Origin of the sequence: Acetobacter orleanensis (assembly GCF_001581005.1) — a bacterium.
GTDB lineage: Bacteria > Pseudomonadota > Alphaproteobacteria > Acetobacterales > Acetobacteraceae > Acetobacter > Acetobacter orleanensis.
The window spans coordinates 16,764-32,258 of the sequence record NZ_LHZV01000041.1 but is presented as its reverse complement, the minus strand read 5'-3'; the positions used below and the strand labels follow the sequence as shown (position 1 = coordinate 32,258).

The 15,495-nt window shown below is 52.0% G+C and carries 15 protein-coding genes and 1 tRNA gene; 8 read left to right on the top strand and 8 right to left on the bottom strand.

Annotation, left to right across the window (positions count from 1 at the left end; all coding sequences use genetic code 11):
- Window positions 1–89: 89 nt before the first annotated feature.
- The 3 genes from AD949_RS01885 to AD949_RS01875 all read right to left on the bottom strand — a co-directional run bounded on the left by AD949_RS01885 (window position 90) and on the right by AD949_RS01875 (window position 3,460).
- Window positions 90–989: a LysR family transcriptional regulator gene (locus AD949_RS01885; protein WP_048835997.1), complete on the bottom strand. Its 900-nt coding sequence runs from the start codon at window positions 987–989 to the stop codon at window positions 90–92.
- Window positions 990–1,420: 431 nt separating this feature from the next.
- Window positions 1,421–2,449 carry a methionine synthase gene (locus AD949_RS01880; RefSeq protein WP_048835996.1) on the bottom strand — a complete coding sequence of 343 codons (1,029 nt, stop codon included), beginning with the start codon at window positions 2,447–2,449 and terminating at the stop codon, window positions 1,421–1,423.
- Window positions 2,450–2,476: 27 nt separating this feature from the next.
- Entirely contained in the window at window positions 2,477–3,460 is a 984-nt protein-coding gene (locus AD949_RS01875) for a DUF1852 domain-containing protein (protein WP_048835995.1), read from the bottom strand.
- A gap of 504 nt (window positions 3,461–3,964) precedes the next feature.
- Between AD949_RS01875 and AD949_RS13950 the strand changes: the two genes are divergently transcribed.
- The 5 genes from AD949_RS13950 (at window position 3,965) to AD949_RS01855 (ending at window position 9,164) form a co-directional block, all read left to right on the top strand.
- Complete coding sequence (locus AD949_RS13950) at window positions 3,965–4,129, top strand: ATP-binding protein (protein ID WP_156475910.1); 165 nt, start codon at window positions 3,965–3,967, stop codon at window positions 4,127–4,129.
- Window positions 4,130–4,260: 131 nt separating this feature from the next.
- The gene (locus AD949_RS01870) at window positions 4,261–5,781 is read left to right on the top strand and encodes an MFS transporter (protein WP_048835994.1); all 1,521 of its coding nucleotides are present in this window, start codon (window positions 4,261–4,263) and stop codon (window positions 5,779–5,781) included.
- Window positions 5,782–5,940: 159 nt separating this feature from the next.
- A complete protein-coding gene (locus AD949_RS01865; protein WP_048835993.1) occupies window positions 5,941–6,510 on the top strand; it encodes a GNAT family N-acetyltransferase in 570 nt (189 codons plus the stop codon).
- A gap of 141 nt (window positions 6,511–6,651) precedes the next feature.
- Window positions 6,652–7,914 carry an MFS transporter gene (locus AD949_RS01860; protein ID WP_048835992.1) on the top strand — a complete coding sequence of 421 codons (1,263 nt, stop codon included), beginning with the start codon at window positions 6,652–6,654 and terminating at the stop codon, window positions 7,912–7,914.
- A complete protein-coding gene (locus AD949_RS01855; RefSeq protein WP_048835991.1) occupies window positions 7,911–9,164 on the top strand; it encodes an arsenic transporter in 1,254 nt (417 codons plus the stop codon). Before AD949_RS01860 ends, AD949_RS01855 begins: the two co-directional genes overlap by 4 nt.
- A gap of 101 nt (window positions 9,165–9,265) precedes the next feature.
- On the opposite strand, the gene AD949_RS13580 is transcribed toward AD949_RS01855, so the two are convergent.
- From AD949_RS13580 to gatC, 5 genes are all read right to left on the bottom strand, one after another.
- Window positions 9,266–9,520: a transposase gene (locus tag AD949_RS13580; RefSeq protein ID WP_082064735.1), complete on the bottom strand. Its 255-nt coding sequence runs from the start codon at window positions 9,518–9,520 to the stop codon at window positions 9,266–9,268.
- A 348-nt stretch (window positions 9,521–9,868) separates the two neighbouring features.
- A tRNA-Ser gene (locus AD949_RS01850) sits at window positions 9,869–9,958 on the bottom strand.
- A 139-nt stretch (window positions 9,959–10,097) separates the two neighbouring features.
- The gene (gatB, locus tag AD949_RS01845; protein ID WP_048835990.1) at window positions 10,098–11,552 is read right to left on the bottom strand and encodes an Asp-tRNA(Asn)/Glu-tRNA(Gln) amidotransferase subunit GatB; all 1,455 of its coding nucleotides are present in this window, start codon (window positions 11,550–11,552) and stop codon (window positions 10,098–10,100) included.
- Window positions 11,549–13,033, bottom strand: a complete 1,485-nt coding sequence (gene gatA / locus AD949_RS01840) for an Asp-tRNA(Asn)/Glu-tRNA(Gln) amidotransferase subunit GatA (RefSeq protein ID WP_048835989.1) — start codon at window positions 13,031–13,033, stop codon at window positions 11,549–11,551. Before gatA ends, gatB begins: the two co-directional genes overlap by 4 nt.
- Window positions 13,033–13,320 (bottom strand): Asp-tRNA(Asn)/Glu-tRNA(Gln) amidotransferase subunit GatC, encoded by a 288-nt coding sequence (gene gatC / locus AD949_RS01835; protein WP_025829094.1) that lies wholly within the window; start codon window positions 13,318–13,320, stop codon window positions 13,033–13,035. Before gatC ends, gatA begins: the two co-directional genes overlap by 1 nt.
- A 75-nt stretch (window positions 13,321–13,395) precedes the next feature.
- On the opposite strand from gatC, the gene ruvX reads away from it, so the two are divergent.
- The 3 genes from ruvX (at window position 13,396) to AD949_RS01820 (ending at window position 15,326) form a co-directional block, all read left to right on the top strand.
- Window positions 13,396–13,863 carry a Holliday junction resolvase RuvX gene (gene ruvX, locus AD949_RS01830; RefSeq protein WP_048835988.1) on the top strand — a complete coding sequence of 156 codons (468 nt, stop codon included), beginning with the start codon at window positions 13,396–13,398 and terminating at the stop codon, window positions 13,861–13,863.
- A 146-nt stretch (window positions 13,864–14,009) separates the two neighbouring features.
- Window positions 14,010–14,723 carry an endoglucanase gene (locus AD949_RS01825; RefSeq protein WP_244926391.1) on the top strand — a complete coding sequence of 238 codons (714 nt, stop codon included), beginning with the start codon at window positions 14,010–14,012 and terminating at the stop codon, window positions 14,721–14,723.
- 399 nt (window positions 14,724–15,122) lie between these two features.
- A complete protein-coding gene (locus AD949_RS01820; RefSeq protein WP_048836777.1) occupies window positions 15,123–15,326 on the top strand; it encodes a hypothetical protein in 204 nt (67 codons plus the stop codon).
- Window positions 15,327–15,495 lie beyond the last annotated feature (169 nt).

Genomic DNA, 15,495 nt, shown 5'->3' with positions numbered 1-15,495 from the left:
GCATACGGCATACGGCATACGGCATACGGCATACGGAAAAAATTCTGAAAAATACCTTGCCTAGTAGCTAATCCTTACAGAAAATCATTTCATATTTCTTGCGATGGTGAAGCCGCGAATTCGATAAAATCGTGCAGATATTGAATATCCTCATCGGTTTCTCGCTGACCAAGAAAAATTTGTTTCGCAATGCCATTTTTGCCGAGTTTTACGGGATGCAGGTCAAAACGCCCGGCATATTCATCCACAAGCCAACGGGGCAGTGCGGCTACGCCTCGTCCATGGGCGACCATTACCAGCATGATGTCTGTAGTTTCTATCTGCTTCTGTTGGCGCGGAGCAATGCCAGCGGGTTGTAGAAACTGAGTATAGATATCCAACCGTTCGGAGGGCACCGGATAGGTAATCAGCGTTTCACCAGATAATTGCTCTGGCACCGCAAATTTTGCATTGCGCAAAGGGTGCTTTCCGCCAACAACCAGAACAAGTTCATAGTCAAAAACTGGAGTAAATTTTAAGCCCGGTTTATATAGCGGGTCTGGAGTGACAAGAAGATCAATCTCGTTGCTAAAGAGGGCCCCCATGCCACCAAACTGGAACTTCTGCCGGACATCGACATCGACTTTCGGCCATCGGTCCAGATAAGGCGAAACGACTTTCAAAAGCCACTGATAACAAGGATGGCATTCCATGCCGATCCGTAGTGTTCCACGCTCACCATTGCCAAATTGTTCGAGCCGGTTTTCGGCTAGTTCAAATTGTGGGAGTAGACGATTTGCAAGAGATAACAACCACTCTCCAGCCTGTGTCAGCACAAGAGACCGTCCCTCTCGCCGCCACACTTTAACCCCAAGTTGATTTTCAACCCGCCGTACGGCATGGCTGAGCGCGGGTTGTGTCAAATTCAACCGGAGTGCCGCGGCCGTCAAGGAGCCTTCCCGTGCGACTTCCTGAATTATTTTGAGATGACTGCGCTCAAGAACATCCATCCCTGACCCCGCTTGTGCCTGAAATTTCTATCATCATGAAAATATAGCAGTTCTGTCCATTTTAATGAACGCCTATTGCACCCCTTATTCAGGATTTATGTGAATATATCGTATATTCGAGACTGTAAGTCTTACTTGCAAGGCGTAATGTTTACAGAAAACTTAATTCGTTACCCTGAAAATGGCTGATACAGAATAAGGCATGGTGCCGCATGAAAAACGGATAAGACCAATTTTCCGTATAGATAGCCTCTTGTCAAAAAATAAAGCATCAAGAATTATCGAAAAACATATTGATTCTAAAAGATTTTTTGATACCAATGCGTCTGGTATGATGCAGGCGTGAAATGCTACATGATACCAGACTGATGGCGAAGTGTGTAACGTGGGCGACTTCTGCTCTTAGTCGTTACGACTTTCGTAGAAAGAAATTAGGCAAGAAGCTCTCTTCGCACAATATCGGCACCTGCGCTGAGGGCATTAAGTTTGCCAAGAGCGACCTGCCGAGACAAGGGAGCCATACCGCAGTTGGTGCATGGATAGAGTTTGTCAGCATCCACAAATTGGAGTGCTTTGCGGAGTGTTCTGGCGACATCCTCTGGTGTTTCAATGGTCTTGGTCGCGACGTCAATGGCGCCGACCATCACTTTTTTCCCGCGAATGAGTTCAATCAAGTCCATCGGAACCCGGGAGTTCTGACATTCAAGTGAGATCAGGTCGAGACTGGACTTTTGTAGTTTGGGAAAAATCTCTTCATACTGCCGCCATTCAGATCCGAGCGTATTTTTCCAGTCGATATTGGCTTTTATGCCATAGCCATAGCAGATATGGACAGCAGTTTCGCATTTAAGACCTTCAACGGCCTTTTCGAGGGTCGCAATTCCCCAGTCATTCACCTCATCAAAAAATACATTAAACGCTGGTTCATCAAACTGAATAATATCGACACCCGCAGCCTCAAGTTCTCTCGCTTCCTGATTAAGGATTTTTGCGAACTCCCATGCCAGTTTCTCACGGCTTTTATAGTGGTTATCATAAAGTGTATCAATCATTGTCATTGGGCCGGGGAGCGCCCATTTTATGGGTTTGTCTGTAAGAGCGCGCAGAAATTTGGCGTCTTCAACAAAAACAGGTTTTTCACGTGTTACAGCGCTAACCACAGTTGGTACGCTGGCATCGTATCGGTTGCGAATTTTTACAGTTTGGCGATTTTCAAAATCGACACCGTTAAGATGTTCGATAAATGTTGTGACAAAATGCTGTCGCGTTTGTTCACCGTCACTAACAATGTCAATGCCAGCCCGATTCTGATCATCCAGAGACAGGCGGAGCGCATCCTGCTTGCCTTCAATTAGCGCCTGATCCTGCAATTTCCAAGGTGACCAGAGGGTTTCTGACTGAGCCAGCCATGAGGGTTTGGGAAGGCTGCCTGCTGTTGAAGTGGGTAACAGTGTTTTCATGAGATTGGACCTTATGATTTTTATAATTTAAGATGAGAAACTGGCTGACCACTGCTCAAGAGGAGCATGGTAGGGTTTGATAAAGCTTTCCTGCGTGAATTTCCCTTGCGCAATAGCCAGTCTGCTACGTTCTTCACGGTCATATACAACGCGCGTCAGTGAATAATCCTGATGCGTTAAGCTTGGTTGATACGTCTCTGGAGCAACAGAGTTGGCATTATAAATTTCAGGACGATAAACTTTCTGGAACGTTTCCATCGTGCTGATCGTGCTGATAAGTTCAAGATCGGTATAATCAGAAAGCAGATCGCCAAAAAAATAAAAGGCGAGAGGAGCTACGCTATTAGACGGCATGAAATACCGTACCTGCATACCCATTTTCTGAAAATATTGATCAGTTAATGAAAACTCTGGCTGCTGATATTCGACACCCAAAATGGGATGCTGATTCTCTGTACGATAGTAGCTTTTGTTAGTCGAAATGCTGAGGCATATGACAGGGAGTTTACTGAAGCTTTCTCTATAAGTTTCAGACTGTATGAAGCATTTGAAGAGGTTGCCGTGTAAATCTCCAAAATTGGATGGGATGCTGAACGTAGACTGATTTTTGTTGTGTTCAGGGAGCAGTAGACTGAAGTCATAGTCACGCACGTAGGAGGAGAAGTTATTTCCAGTTATGCCTGCGATATGGTTATCAGTTTTCTTATCAAAAATAGTCGTCTTCAGAAGTTCAATGAGAGGAAAGGCTTCACATTTTTCATCAAAATGACCGTTCATCTCGACGGAGATGATGTCGAGCTGAACAGAATAGCGGTCACCTTTCGGGTTATCCCACGATGCGAGACTATTAAAACGATTATCGATCATTCTCAGGACATGACGTAAATTTTCCTTACGGCTTTCCCCTCTTGCTAAATTGGCAAAATTTGTCGTGAGGCGTGTATTATCTGAGGGATGATAATTCTCATCAAAGCAAACCCGCCGGATCGTAAAAGTCGGATTTTTAATCATTGTAATTCGGTATCCTCTTGTCTGCTAAAAACCAGAATCCATTCATCAGAAAGTGTCGATTCTGATTTTTCCAGATCTCTGCAGTCTGTGGCTTTCGGCATTGATGTTGGTGAGAACAGTAAGCGTTTTATGCCGGAGCTAATGGGTGAATAAAAATGATTTTATTTCATTTAACCATGAAATTTATTTATGGATAAAACGAAGTGCTATGTGTGCTCACTTCAAACAGATGATAGCGTTGCACCGCCAGATCTTTGCGCCAGTTTGCGTTGTCATGCGTTTTGTAAAAAAATTGCAGTCGTTCCCGATATAGGTAAAGAGTCTCGGCTTTTGGCTCCTGACGTAAGGCCCAGAAGGGCTTCCTGAGATGAGAAGGAAAAACTGCTCTTCCGGGCAGGTCCCTCTCTCAATGTCACGAAAATTGAATTGCTATAACCTTCATGCCAATGCGTGAAGTGCTGAAGGACAAAGGGAATCACAAGTCCAGTAAAGTAGCCCAGAAAGATGCGTGGTTTCTACAGTGTTGCGGAGAGAACTGACGGCGCGATTACAGTCACTCTGCGGGACAACGGCACCCGTCTGGACCCGGTCTTGCATGACCAGATTTTCTATCCGTTGATTGCGTTTAAAGAGAACGGGAATGCCATGGGTCTCATTCTAGCCCGGTAGATTATGCTGGGACGTGTCGGCTCTTTGGGCGTTGAAAGTTTGCGCGCAAAAAGTCCGTGGCGCACAGCGTCCTGAAAGCGTTTATAATACGGCATCCTTGCAGACATCCTGCTCGTTTATCTGGTGCAATAATGTCGACTCATTCCGTTCTTACTGACCGTAAGCTTGTCCTCACGGCGGTCATTCTGGCTTTTCTACCAGTCGTTCTTGATATGACAATTCTGCACGTGGCTGTGCCAAAACTGACGCAATCCCTCAATGCGTCTGGCACTGAGGTGCTTTGGATTATCGATATTTACCCCTTGCTGATGGCCGGGCTACTGGTGCCGATGGGTACCTTGGCGGACAGGGTTGGCAACCGTACCCTCCTGCTCCTCGGGTTGATAGTTTTCGGGTTAGCCTCGGCGTTTGCGGCATTCGCACAGAGCGCCCTTATGCTTATTGCTGCCCGCATTTTTCTGGCGTTGGGTGGCTCCATGATTGTCCCCTGTGTCCTTGGGCTTATCCGCAAGACGTTTGAAGATGAGGCAGAGCGTGCCACAGCTCTAGGTGTCTGGGGTATGGTGGGGGCTGCTGGTGCGGCTGTCGGGCCGCTGGTCGGGGGGAGCCTTCTGGAGCATTTCTGGTGGGGTGCGGTGTTTCTCATCAACGTGCCCGCCATTCTTCTGGTGGCTCCGGCCTGTTACTTTCTGTTGCCTCGTAGGGAGAAAACAACGCCCGGAAAATGGTCAGTCGGCCAGTCTTTATTGCTGATCGCGGGTATTCTTTCACTTGTTTATAGCATCAAGACCGCTGCGGCCGAACAGCACCTGTCGATAACCATTGGTCTAGTGGCGGCATTTGGCGTGGTGTGTCTAGCGCTGTTTGCCCGCAAACAGCTTCGTTCGCCTACCCCAATGCTAGATCTCTCATTACTGTCTCACCCGGCTATTATTGCCGGGTTGCTGATGAGTGTTATTGTTTCCGGCGCTCTGGCTGGGGTTGAGCTGACGTTGGCGCAGGAAATGCAATATGTGCTGGGCATGTCGCCGCTACAGGCTGGCATTTTCATGGTCCCAATCATGGTCGCGGCCGCCATCGGCAGCCCAGTGGCAGGCTATTTATCAAACCGGTTTGGACTGCGTCTGGTCGCGACACTTTCACTCATCGTTTCGGCTGCTGCGTTGCTGTTTCTGGCACTAAAAGATTTTCACACGCCCGGTTTCTGGGTTCCGTTTGCTCTTGCCGCACTGGGGCTTGCGCTCAGCATCGGACTTACAGCGTCCTCCATTGCGATCATGAGTTCTGTGGACGCCAGCAAGGGCGGTGCTGCGGGGGCTCTGGAGGCAACGGGGTATGAACTCGGCTCGGGCCTCGGGATTACTATGTTCGGCGTTTTCATGTCGGGGGTGTTCAGTCATATCATCAAGCTTCCTGCCAGCCTGCCAACCGCTCTGGCGCAACGGTCGGCCCGCACAATTGGTGACAGCTATATTGTCGCGGCCGAACTGCCGGCATCGCAAGGAACTGCTCTGGTTGAAGCCGCAAAGGCGGCTTTTACCAAAACACATGCCATTCTTTTGACGACCTCTGCCGGACTGATTGCCCTGCTGGCGGTTGTGGTGTTCGTCACACTGGCAAACTACCGCAGCTTTCCTAGTGATCCTTCCTGACGAGTTCCTGTTAAAAAACCGATAAAGCGAGCCATGAAGTTACGCTGTCCAACCGGCAGTAAGAGACTTCAGCCGATAATACTATCGAGTGTGGAAAACCATAAGGCAAACCAAAAAATATCGTAACCTGATGATTTGTTTAAAAAAAGGGAGGGCACAATGGAACGTATAGAAACAGAGCGGCTTGTTCTAAGAAATTTTCGCGAAGTTGATGGACCTGCCTTATACACCTATTTGCATGACCCGCGTGCAAGCTGCTTTTTCTCGTTGAAGGTAGCGGATCAGAATGCTGCTGCCGCGGAGGCCATAAAGCGTAGTGTAAATGACGAGTATATTGCCGTATGCCTGAAAGATACCGGCCAGCTTATTGGTGATCTGTTCGCTATGCCAGAGGAAGATACAGTGTCTGTCGGCTGGAATTTCAATCTGCACTTTGCAGGGCAGGGATATGCGTTTGAAGCTGCTAAAGCCCTGTTTGCCTTTCTGTTTAGTGTGCGAGAAGCGCGGCGACTGTATGCATACGCGGAGGACCACAATATTGCTTCTCAGCGGCTTTGTCAGAAACTGGGTATGCGGCTTGAAGGCACCTTTATTGAGTTTATTTCCTTTGCCAAGGATGCGCAGGGTCAGCCGATTTATGAAAATACCCTGCAATACGCCCTCCTGCGGCGGGAGTGGCTTGAGGCTGTGGACAACGGACCGGAATTGACGCACATACAGCCGGGATGACGGAGATATTTCTCACGGGATTTTTCAGGCAGGATAAGCACCGTTTGGCGTGTTGTTACGCCCACAGGGTGCTCGTTTTTGTTCTCTGTAACCTATAACACTTTGCACAGTTAGGTATTGCGATCTGGAGAAGATGGCGCGATGACGCACACCCTTACGACTGGTCTGGAGACCGCAGCACCGCAACGCCTCGGTATTTCAAGCCGCGCACTCTTCGCTTTATGTGCCTTGAATTTCTTTATGGCGGACGTACAGGCCGGGATCGGCCCATTTCTGGGGGTTTTTCTCCAGCAACATGGGTGGCATACCGGGCCGATTGGTTCCGTCATGACAGCAGGTGGCATTGCCGGAATGCTCGCCACAATTCCTGCGGGCGCGTTTATTGACCACACCACCAAGAAACGTCTGCTTGTTATTCTGGCTGCCTTATGCACGATTTCAGCATCCTTGTTGTTGCTGACGTCTCAATCACTTCTTGTCGTTACGGCCAGCCAGCTTGCAACGGCAGTGGCCGGAGCGGCTATCGGCCCGCTAATGGCCGGCATGACATTGGGCATTGTGCGGCAGAAGGGCTTTAACGCGCAGATTGGTCGCAATCAGGCGTTTAACCATGCGGGTAATATGGTCGGGGCCGGAGTTTCCGGCTGGCTGGGATGGCGTTTTGGCCTGTCCGCAATCTTCTTTCTCGAGATCGCGTTTGGTGTCTGCGCCGTTGCCTCTGTTGTGATGATTCCGGAAAAATCGATTGATCATCAGGCAGCGCGTGGGCTGGAAGACGGTGCGGGAGAGCGCAAGGAGCAGGCTGAAGGGCTACGTTCGTTTTTGCGGCATAAGCCTCTGCTTATTCTGGCAACATGTCTGTGTTTTTTCCACTTAGGAAACGCCGCAATGCTACCCCTTTACGGTATGGCTGTTGTCAGCGCGGGCAAGGGCAATCCGGCCATGTTTACGGCCATGACGGTGGTGGTGGCGCAGGCTGTTATGATTGGGGTGAGTTTGCTTGCCATGCGTTTTGTGGCCAAGCGCGGCTACTGGATTGTGCTGCTTGTCTCTTTTGCCTCTCTGCCCGTGCGCGGCCTGGTCGCAGGGTGCTTTATCCAGCACTGGGGTGTCTGGCCCGTGCAGTTTTTGGATGGTATTGGCGCAGGGCTTCAGAGTGTGGCTGTCCCCGGTCTGGTGGCGCGCCTTCTTAACGGAACAGGACGAGTTAATGTGGGGCAGGGTGTTGTCATGACAGCGCAGGGAATTGGAGCCAGTCTTTCCCCCGCATTGGGCGGATGGCTTGCGGAAGGTCTTGGCTATTCCACGGCGTTTTACACACTGGGGTCTTTTGCGCTTGTCTCCCTGATACTCTGGGCATGCTCCGCGTCGACCATGCGCTCTGCTGGCGGTGTCCCTGCATGATGCAGTCTCATGAGGTCATCTGGGCCATTGCCGTGCTGACAACTGCGTGCGTCATCATCCGGCCTTTTCGCGTGCCGGAATGGATATGGGCTGTGGCAGGCGCGTTGCTCCTTGTCGTGACCGGACTTATGCCAGTTCCCTTGGCTGTTTCGGGTGTTTTGAAGGGGGGAGACGTTTATCTCTTCCTGACTGGCATGATGCTGTTGAGTGAAACTGCCAGAATAAACGGTTTGTTTGACTGGATTGCGACATGGGCGGTTAATCACGCCGCAGGCTCAACCGTCAAATTGTTCACGCTGGTCTATCTGGCCGGTATTGTCGTGACGACCTTCATGTCCAACGATGCCACGGCTGTGGTGCTAACACCCGCCGTGCTGGCTGTGGCAACCCGAGCCAAAGCTGACGCACTTCCTCTGTTGTTTGCCTGTGCGCTGATAGCCAATGCCGCTAGTTTTGTGCTGCCTGTTTCCAACCCGGCCAATCTTGTCCTATATGATGGAGCGTTGCCTGCGCTGGGATCATGGATGAGGTCATTCGCGCTTCCGTCGCTCATGGCAATTCTTGCAACCTATCTCGTGCTGCGGCTGCTTGAGCGGAAACATCTCCGGCAAGCATGTGCCTCTCAGGTTGAAATAGTGCCGTTAACGGTGGGCGGTAAGGCGGCGTTTGCAGGTATCGTGTTGACTGCGGTGCTGCTCGTCACAGTGTCCGCTTTTGATAGCCCGCTTGGATTACCAACGGCATGTGCCGGTCTGATAACGGCCCTCGGTGTTTCCGCTTTGGCAAAATGCTCCCCCCTTACGTTAGTGCGTGACATTTCATGGGGTGTTTTGCCACTGGTGGCGGGGTTGTTTGTGCTGGTTGGTGCTGTCGATAGTACCGGGCTAGTCGCGCAGATTGCCCACCTGCTTCAGGATGCCGCAAAGGCTGCACCAATGGCAGCAGCATTTGGTTCCGGTACGCTACTGGCGTTTATAACAAACGTCATGAACAACCTTCCCGCCGGGCTGATAACCAGTGAGGCTGTTGCTCAGGCCCACGTTCCCCGTCTTGTTGTTGATAATTTGCTGATCGGGGTAGATCTTGGCCCCAACCTGTCCGTAACCGGATCTCTTGCCACAATTCTCTGGCTTCAGGTTATCCGGCGCGGGGGAGAAGATGTCGGGTTTTTACAATTTCTGAAAATTGGTGCCGTAGCAATGCCCGTTGCCTTGTTTGCAGCACTTGGTGCCCGATTGCTGATCGGGTAACCCCTCTCTACCGGCGATAAGAGTATCAATATGCATGTAGCGCTTGCTTTATTTTTGTTGCGGGAATGTTGCAGGCCGTCGGCGCTATGATGAACGCTGCTTTAAACAAATCCATGGTTGATCTCTGGTTTGCAAGGGCGCTTTCTTTTCGTTGATGCTTTTCCACCGCGTGTCGTCAGGTAAGTAAGGATGATAATTGAAGAAAACTGAACGGCAGCAAGAAAGGTAGATTTTAATTTTTGGTAGCGGGCTGCGAGGGTGCAGAGCTGTTTGAGTTCATTGAAGAACCGCTCGATAAGGTTGGGTAGAGGGTGAACGCTGTTTCCTGATGTGTTGTTCTGTTGCGCTTTGTTCATCGTCTGTCTTCAATGGACAGACCTTACTTCAAATCGAGGGCATTTCAGGGGGCAAGGTCACGCGCTTTGGGGTCCACGATCTTCGGCAGGCTTTTGCTGTACGATGACTTAAGGCCTCAAGGCGGGAGGGAACATCTACCGGCTTGCACGCCATCTTCGTCACAGAGCAAAACTATCCTGGGTATTTGACAGTGGAGGAACAGGAGCGGGTTCAGTTCTAAGCAAGGCGCGCTGGATTAAGCCCACCCCACCCCACAAAATCCCCCACACACGGGATTTCTTATGTGGGAAGAGACCTCACAATAACCATTAGATTATTCAAAAAATAAACGAATTAAATCAATGGGATGGCGGAGGGGATGGGATTCGAACCCACGATACGGTTACCCGTATAACGATTTAGCAAACCGTCGCCTTCAGCCTCTCGGCCACCCCTCCGCAAGAAGAGTATTGAAGTGTACACGACGTTTGCAGGGATGCTTTTAGGGGGTTCTGAGCATTCCGTCAAACCCCCTAAAAGACTTATTTGCAGGTTATTTTGCCGTCCTGCAAAAAAAAATCTGCACTCCGTAAAGTGTCAGCCGTCCAGCTTCGCCTTGAGAGCATCATTCACCAACGCAGGATTTGCTTTCCCCTTGGTTTCCTTCATCACCTGCCCCACAAAAAATCCGAACAGCTTGTCCTTGCCGGAGCGATATTCAGTCACTTTATCCGCATTTTTGGCCATAACGGCATCAATCGCGGCATCAATCACGCCGGTATCCGTCACCTGACGCAGACCTTTTTTCTCCACAATGGCATCCGGGCCTTCACCCGTTTCCACCATGTCTTCAAACACCTCTTTGGCAATTTTGCCGTTGATGGTGCCATCCGCAATCAGATCCAGCATCTTGCCCAGTGCTTCCGCGCTGACAGGGCTGGTTTCAATGGTCTTGCCAGTGCGGTTAAGAGCAGCAAACAGGTCCCCCGTCACCCAAGAGACGGCTAGTTTGCCATCGCGGCCTTTAGCAATTGTTTCATAAAAATCGGCCACAGACTGCTCAGCAACCAGCACCCCGGCATCGTAGAACGGAATACCGTAGTCTGATTGGAAGCGGGTGCGTTTGGCATCCGGCAGTTCTGGCAGAGCCGCTTTCAGCGCGTCTACCCAGCCTTGCTCAATCACCAGCGGCAGCAGGTCCGGGTCCGGGAAGTAGCGGTAATCATGCGCGTCTTCCTTGGAACGCATAGTGCGGGTTTCACCGCGAGCGGCGTCAAACAGGCGGGTTTCCTGATCAACCTCGCCGCCGTTTTCCCAGATTTCCACCTGACGGGCAGCTTCCACCTCAATGGCCTGCATGACAAAGCGGATGGAGTTGACGTTCTTGATCTCGCACCGCGTACGGAACGGCTCACCGGCCTTACGCACGGATACGTTTACGTCCGCCCGCATGGAGCCTTCTTCCATATTGCCGTCACAGGTGCCCAGATAACGCAGAATCTGGCGGAGTTTCCGCAGGTAAGCACCGGCTTCTTCCGGCTCCCGGATATCTGGCTCGCTGACAATTTCCATCAACGCTACACCGGCACGGTTCAGGTCCACCATGGATTTGGTGGGGTCCTGATCATGGATCAGCTTCCCGGCATCCTGTTCCATATGCAGGCGCGTAATGCCGATTTTCCGGGTCTCTCCGCTGGACAGCTCGATTTCAATCGTGCCCTCACCCACAATTGGGTGCGCGAACTGGCTGATCTGATAGCCCTGTGGCAGATCGGCATAAAAGTAGTTCTTCCGGTCAAACCGGCTTTCCAGATTGATACGGGCATTCAGCCCCAGTCCGGTCCGCACGGCCTGCACCACGCATTCCTTATTGATAACCGGCAGCATACCGGGGAATGCCGCATCAATCAGGCTGACCTGAGAGTTCGGCTCTGCCCCGAAGGTGGTGGAAGCACCGGAGAACAGCTTGGACTTGCTGACAACCTGTGCATGGACTTCCAGCCCGACCACAATTTCCCAGCTACCGGTTTTACCTTCAATCACGTAGCTCATACGCCTGCCTCCGCATGCAGGGCGGGCTTGTGGGCAAAGCCCGCAGCCGCTTCCAGCGCGCCGCCCACGGACAGCACGGTTTCTTCATCAAAATGTCGGCCAATAATCTGCAACCCAAGCGGCAGACCTCTGGAATCCAACCCTACCGGCACGGACATAGCTGGAACCCCGGCCATGCTGGCTGGTACCGTGAAGATGTCATTCAGATACATCTGCACCGGGTCATCCATATTTTCACCCTGCGCGAAGGCAGCACTCGGGGCGGTGGGCGTCAGCAGAACATCCACCTGCTCGAAAGCCTGCACAAAATCCCGCTTGATCAGGGTGCGGACTTTCTGGGCTTTCAGATAATAGGCATCGTAATATCCGGCAGACAGGACATAGGTGCCCATCAGGATACGGTTGCGTACTTCCTGTCCAAAGCCTTCCGCACGGGTGCGCTCATAAATGCCATCCAGCGTGGCAGCATCCTTGCGCTCGCCAAAGCGAATGCCGTCATACCGCGCGAGGTTGGATGAGCATTCTGCCGGGGCAATAATATAGTACGTTGCCAGACCATATTTGGTGTGCGGCAGAGAGACATCGACCACCTCACACCCGGCTTCGCGTAGCCACGCAATACCCTGCTCCCACATTTTCGCAATTTCTTCCGGCATGCCGGGCGCGCGATATTCTGCGGGAATACCAACCCGCAGGCCCTTCACGCTCTTACCAACAGCTTTGGAAAACTCCGGCACGGGGCGATTGGAGCTGGTGCTGTCTTTTTCATCAAAGCCTGCCATGGCTTCCAGCATCAGCCCGGCATCAGCCACGCTGCGCGTCATCGGCCCTGCCTGATCCAGAGAACTTGCAAAGGCAATGGTGCCCCAGCGGCTGCACCGGCCATAGGTCGGTTTCAGCCCGACAATCCCGCAGAAAGCCGCAGGCTGACGGATGGAACCGCCCGTATCCGTGCCGGTTGCGGCCAGCGCAAGGCCAGCCGCCACAGCAGCGGCGGACCCACCGGACGAGCCACCGGGCACCAGAGCAGAATCGTCCCCCTGACGCTTCCACGGGTTCAGCACGGAGCCGAACGCGGAGGTGATGTTGGCGGACCCCATGGCAAATTCGTCAAGGTTAGTTTTGCCGAGGAAAACTGAACCAGCCTCCAGCAGCCGCGCCGTCACGCTGCTTTCATACGGCGGCACAAAATTTGCCAGTATCTTGCTCGCGGCGGTCGTCTTTACACCCTTGGTGCAGAACAGGTCTTTCACGCCAACCGGCAGACCATCCATCAGCCGTGCATCGCCACTGGCGTAACGCGCGTCGGCGGCATCGGCGGCGGCCAGAACGTCCTGCTCCGATATTACGGTAATATAGGCGTTCAGTTGCGTATTCAGGCGACCAATGGCGTCCAGATGCGCCTGAGCAAGCTCACGGGCAGAGAATTTGCGGGCTGCGAGCCCAGCGCGCGCTTCGGTAAGCGTCAGTCCGGTCAGCATTATTCAACAACCTTGGGTACTGTGTAGAAGGGGCCGGATTTTTCCGGCGCGCAGGAGAGAATGGCGTCACGGCAATTGCCGTCCGTCACCGCGTCGTCCCGTTGGCGCAGCGCCTCAGTCTCGGTGCCCACCATGGGGGGCACGCCCTCAACATCCACCTCGGAGAGCTGATCAACCCAGCCCAAGATGCCGTCCAGCTTCTGGCGGACAGTTTCAAGCTCGGCATCTTCAAGTCCGATGCGGGCCAGTTTTGCAATACGTCGGGTGGTCGCGAGGTCGAGCGACATGAAAACAGACTCTCTTCAGCTATTGAGGAAAAAAGCCCTAGCATAATCGGGCGCAAGGCAACATACCGTGCAGACATGGCTCTGTTCAACCTTACCGACCTCGCCGCCAGTCTGGCCCGTGATGACCGCCTGCTGGGCATTGACCCCGGCCGCAAGCAGGTGGGGCTGGCGCTCTCCGATGTCTCCCGCATGGTGGCTACCCCGCTGGAAACCGTAAAACGCGGAAAGTTGGGCGCCATGGCGGAGCATATCCGTGCGCTGGCGGCAAAGCACGGTATTGGTGGTATGGTGGTCGGCATCCCGCTCTCGCTGGATGGCTCGTTCGGCCCTGCTGCGCAGGCCAGCAAGGACTGGGCTACGGCGTTATCCGAGCAGACCGGCTTGCCTGTCTGCTTGTGGGATGAGCGACTTTCCTCCTCAGCTGTCAATCGTATGTTAATTGAAGAGGCAGATCTTTCACGCAGCAAACGTACTGCCGTCGTGGACCAGTTGGCTGCGGCCTATATTCTACAGGCAGCTTTGGATTGCATTCCCCGCGCCTAAAGAAACTTTCCGGTAGTTCAATACGTTGCAGCCCGAGCGTAGCAACAGAGTCTTCCCGCTCATCGGTAAATGGGTGATCTCACATTTGCCATAAAGCCAGAGCAAGACATTTGTGACATAGCTAAAAACGTATGGAGGCCATTTTAATGACGTTTACGACATTCCGGACCGCCCTGATCGCCACACTGGGCGCCGCTGCCTTTACACTCAGCCTGCCAGCAGCACATGCTGAAGAACAGGGTGCCGTAAATCGTGCGTGGACCGATACACGTCAGGCCACAGATAAAGCGTGGGATAAAACCAAGAGCGGCTCTGAAAAGGCTTGGGACAAGACTAAAGAGGGTACCACTAACGCTTGGGATAAAACCAAGAGCGGTTCTGAAAAGGCTTGGGATAAGACCAAAGACGGTACCGCTAACGCTTGGGACAAAACCAAGAGTGGTTCTGAAAAGGCTTGGGACAAGACTAAAGAGGGTACCACTAACGCTTGGGACAAAACCAAGAGTGGTTCTGAAAAGGCTTGGGACAAGACCAAAGAGGGTACCACTAACGCTTGGGACAAAACCAAGAGTGGCTCCGAAAAGGCTTGGGACAAGACCAAAGAGGATACCACTAACGCTTGGGACAAAACCAAGAGTGGTTCTGAAAAGGCATGGGACAAGACAAAGGAAGGTACAGACAACGCTTGGGACAAAACCAAGCACGGAACTGAGAAGGCCTGGGATAAGACCAAAGAAGGGACGTCTGATGCCGCAAAATCTACAAAGAATTGGGGCAAGCGGACAGGCAAAGCCATAGGCAAATGGGGCGATAAAGCTGGGAAAGATATCAGCAACACCTTCTCTGGCGACGGCAAATAACATAGCCAATTTGAAGGGAGTTACGCTCCCTCAGATATTTAAAAACCCGCTCTCCTTTTGGAGGCGGGTTTTTTTACGGACTGGTTAGAGAGAGCGAACCCTGTTGCCCTCTTATGAGCAGGCGCGACGCATTCCTCGTCTCTGCCGGGCTGCTGCACGCATCTTGCTGATACTTTCTTTTAAAGCGAGCCAGTACGCCCAGAATGCTGTCATGATAGCCTCCTAATACTGTGATCGTATAAAATAATTGATAATAATGGCTCCCGTATGACGCTATTTTTCCCAAAAATATGAATAAAATCTTTCCTTGAGTATTTCATAGAAACGTCACACGCCATCCACGTTTGATGATGCTAGAACGCCGTCAGTTTCGCTCACATATGGCAGAAAATACTAACTATGAAACGCTTTCTCAGTCCTGCTGGCACCCCGCCTGTTAACGAAAAATGGCGCGAAGCCGTTCATGAAACGCTCCGTAAAAACCTTCTCTATATCTGGGAGTATCCAGAATATAAGCCACATCAGGAGTGCCGTGAGGCGCAGAATAGTAAAAACTACACGGCTTCCTCCACCCCTGCTCTGACTGGTCCTGCCGGGCAATAGCCCGCTTGTGGCGCTAAAGTGATCTTACCGCTGTAATACCCTCGAATTGAAGTAAGGTCTGTCCACTAGAGGCACCTGATGAAGAAAGCACGATATACGCAAGGAGCGGAGTATAAGGGTCTTGAAAGAGCTTCAGACGGGCACGACGGCGGCCGGGTTTATGCCACAA

Bases quoted from the DNA above. Each gene is read 5' to 3' on its own strand.
- AD949_RS01885 (WP_048835997.1), bottom strand. From the start codon at position 989: ATGGATGTTCTTGAGCGCAGTCATCTCAAAATAATTCAGGAAGTCGCA.
- AD949_RS01880 (WP_048835996.1), bottom strand. From the start codon at position 2,449: ATGAAAACACTGTTACCCACTTCAACAGCAGGCAGCCTTCCCAAACCC.
- AD949_RS01875 (WP_048835995.1), bottom strand. From the start codon at position 3,460: ATGATTAAAAATCCGACTTTTACGATCCGGCGGGTTTGCTTTGATGAG.
- AD949_RS13950 (WP_156475910.1), top strand. From the start codon at position 3,965: ATGCGTGGTTTCTACAGTGTTGCGGAGAGAACTGACGGCGCGATTACA.
- AD949_RS01870 (WP_048835994.1), top strand. From the start codon at position 4,261: ATGTCGACTCATTCCGTTCTTACTGACCGTAAGCTTGTCCTCACGGCG.
- AD949_RS01865 (WP_048835993.1), top strand. From the start codon at position 5,941: ATGGAACGTATAGAAACAGAGCGGCTTGTTCTAAGAAATTTTCGCGAA.
- AD949_RS01860 (WP_048835992.1), top strand. From the start codon at position 6,652: ATGACGCACACCCTTACGACTGGTCTGGAGACCGCAGCACCGCAACGC.
- AD949_RS01855 (WP_048835991.1), top strand. From the start codon at position 7,911: ATGATGCAGTCTCATGAGGTCATCTGGGCCATTGCCGTGCTGACAACT.
- AD949_RS13580 (WP_082064735.1), bottom strand. From the start codon at position 9,520: ATGAACAAAGCGCAACAGAACAACACATCAGGAAACAGCGTTCACCCT.
- gatB (WP_048835990.1), bottom strand. From the start codon at position 11,552: ATGAGCTACGTGATTGAAGGTAAAACCGGTAGCTGGGAAATTGTGGTC.
- gatA (WP_048835989.1), bottom strand. From the start codon at position 13,033: ATGCTGACCGGACTGACGCTTACCGAAGCGCGCGCTGGGCTCGCAGCC.
- gatC (WP_025829094.1), bottom strand. From the start codon at position 13,320: ATGTCGCTCGACCTCGCGACCACCCGACGTATTGCAAAACTGGCCCGC.
- ruvX (WP_048835988.1), top strand. From the start codon at position 13,396: ATGGCTCTGTTCAACCTTACCGACCTCGCCGCCAGTCTGGCCCGTGAT.
- AD949_RS01825 (WP_244926391.1), top strand. From the start codon at position 14,010: ATGACGTTTACGACATTCCGGACCGCCCTGATCGCCACACTGGGCGCC.
- AD949_RS01820 (WP_048836777.1), top strand. From the start codon at position 15,123: ATGAAACGCTTTCTCAGTCCTGCTGGCACCCCGCCTGTTAACGAAAAA.